This window comes from Shewanella sp. SW32 (genome assembly GCF_025653365.1).
Taxonomy (GTDB): Bacteria; Pseudomonadota; Gammaproteobacteria; order Enterobacterales; family Shewanellaceae; genus Shewanella; species Shewanella oncorhynchi.
Map to the genome: position 1 here is coordinate 1 of NZ_JAKKSJ010000079.1, position 2,943 is coordinate 2,943.

The 2,943-nt window shown below is 51.2% G+C and carries 1 rRNA gene; it reads right to left on the reverse strand.

Features of this window, described 5'->3' with window-relative positions:
• Positions 1–19: 19 nt before the first annotated feature.
• Positions 20–2,922: ribosomal RNA gene (locus L5M28_RS23770) — 23S ribosomal RNA — on the reverse strand.
• Positions 2,923–2,943 lie beyond the last annotated feature (21 nt).

A 2,943-nucleotide genomic window follows, 5' to 3' on the forward strand; every position in this document is an offset into this window, starting at 1 on the left:
TAAAACCCATCTGGGTTGTATGGTTAAGCCTCTCGAGTCATTAGTACATGTTAGCTCAACGCCTCACAACGCTTACACACCATGCCTATCAACGTCCTAGTCTCGAACGGCTCTTTAGAGGAATTAAATTCCTAGGGATGACTCATCTTAGGGCTCGCTTCCCGCTTAGATGCTTTCAGCGGTTATCGATTCCGAACGTAGCTACCGGGCAATGCCATTGGCATGACAACCCGAACACCAGCGGTTCGTCCACTCCGGTCCTCTCGTACTAGGAGCAGCTCCCTTCAATCATCCAACGCCCACGGCAGATAGGGACCGAACTGTCTCACGACGTTCTGAACCCAGCTCGCGTACCACTTTAAATGGCGAACAGCCATACCCTTGGGACCGACTTCAGCCCCAGGATGTGATGAGCCGACATCGAGGTGCCAAACACCGCCGTCGATATGAACTCTTGGGCGGTATCAGCCTGTTATCCCCGGAGTACCTTTTATCCGTTGAGCGATGGCCCTTCCATTCAGAACCACCGGATCACTATGACCTACTTTCGTACCTGCTCGACGTGTATGTCTCGCAGTTAAGCTGGCTTATGCCATTGCACTAACCGTACGATGTCCGACCGTACTTAGCCAACCTTCGTGCTCCTCCGTTACTCTTTGGGAGGAGACCGCCCCAGTCAAACTACCCACCAGGCACTGTCCCTAATCCCGATAAGGGACCTAGGTTAGAACATCAAAACTACAAGGGTGGTATTTCAAGGACGACTCCATCAKGACTAGCGTCMCAACTTCAAAGTCTCCCACCTATCCTACACATGTAGGTTCAATGTTCAGTGCCAAGCTATAGTAAAGGTTCACGGGGTCTTTCCGTCTAGCCGCGGGTATACGGCATCTTCACCGCAATTTCAACTTCACTGAGTCTCGGCTGGAGACAGCGTGGCCATCATTACGCCATTCGTGCAGGTCGGAACTTACCCGACAAGGAATTTCGCTACCTTAGGACCGTTATAGTTACGGCCGCCGTTTACCGGGGCTTCGATCATGAGCTTCTCTTGCGATAACCCAATCAATTAACCTTCCGGCACCGGGCAGGCGTCACACCGTATACTTCCTCTTGCGAGTTTGCACAGTGCTGTGTTTTTGATAAACAGTTGCAGCCACCTGGTATCTGCGACTCCCGTCAGCTTAGAGAGCAAGTCTCATCACCAACAGGAGCGTACCTTCTCCCGAAGTTACGGTACCATTTTGCCTAGTTCCTTCAGCCGAGTTCTCTCAAGCGCCTTGGTATTCTCTACCCGACCACCTGTGTCGGTTTGGGGTACGATTCCCRCTAACCTGAAGCTTAGAAGATTTTCCTGGAAGCATGGCATCAACTACTTCAGTCCCTTAGGACCTCGTCATCAGCTCTCAGTGTGTACATTAAAGTACGTGTCCCCGGATTTGCCTAAGAACACCACCTACCACCTTAAACGCGGACTACCAACGCCGCGCTAGCCTAGCCTTCTCCGTCTCTCCATCGCAGTTAGCGGAAGTACAGAAATATTAATCTGTTTCCCATCGATTACGCCTTTCGGCCTCACCTTAGGGGTCGACTCACCCTGCCCCGATTAACGTTGGACAGGAACCCTTGGTCTTTCGGCGAGGGGGTTTTTCACCCCCTTTATCGTTACTCATGTCAGCATTCGCACTTCTGATACCTCCAGCGTGGGTTACCCCTTCACCTTCAACGGCTTACAGAACGCTCCTCTACCGCGCACAGTAAACTGTGCACCCGTAGCTTCGGTGACTAGCTTAGCCCCGTTACATCTTCCGCGCAGGCCGACTCGACTAGTGAGCTATTACGCTTTCTTTAAATGATGGCTGCTTCTAAGCCAACATCCTAGCTGTCTAAGCCTTCCCACATCGTTTCCCACTTAGCTAGTACTTTGGGACCTTAGCTGACGGTCTGGGTTGTTTCCCTTTTGACGACGGACGTTAGCACCCGCCGTCTGTCTCCCGAGTAGTACTCATTGGTATTCGGAGTTTGCAAAGGGTTGGTAAGTCGGGATGACCCCCTAGCCTTAACAGTGCTCTACCCCCAATGGTATTCGCTCGAGGCGCTACCTAAATAGCTTTCGAGGAGAACCAGATATCTCCCGGTTTGATTGGCCTTTCACCCCCAGCCACAAGTCATCCGCTAATTTTTCAACATTAGTCGGTTCGGTCCTCCAGTTGATGTTACTCAACCTTCAACCTGCCCATGGCTAGATCACCGGGTTTCGGGTCTACACCTTGCAACTAAACGCGCAGTTAACACTCGGTTTCCCTACGGCTCCGCTATTCGCTTAACCTCGCTACAAAATGTAAGTCGCTGACCCATTATACAAAAGGTACGCAGTCACGGTCTCAAGAACCGCTCCCACTGCTTGTACGTATACGGTTTCAGGTTCTATTTCACTCCCCTCACAGGGGTTCTTTTCGCCTTTCCCTCACGGTACTGGTTCACTATCGGTCAGTCAGGAGTATTTAGCCTTGGAGGATGGTCCCCCCATATTCAAACAGGATGTCACGTGTCCCGCCTTACTCGTTTTCATCAATGGTTAGTTTTCATGTACGGGGCTATCACCCTGTGCCGCTGCGCTTTCCAACGCATTCCACTAACACCCCACTGACTTAAGGGCTAATCCCCGTTCGCTCGCCGCTACTAGGGGAATCTCGGTTGATTTCTTTTCCTAAGGGTACTTAGATGTTTCAGTTCCCCTCGTTCGCCTCGCAACACTATGTATTCATGTTGCGATAACAGCTTATGCTGCTGGGTTCCCCCATTCGGACATCGTTAGCTCAAATGCTTGTTACTAGCTCGCCAACGCTTTTCGCAAGTTACTACGTCCTTCATCGCCTCTGACTGCCAAGGCATCCACCGTATACGCTTAGTCGCTTAACCATACAACCCAAATGAGTTTCA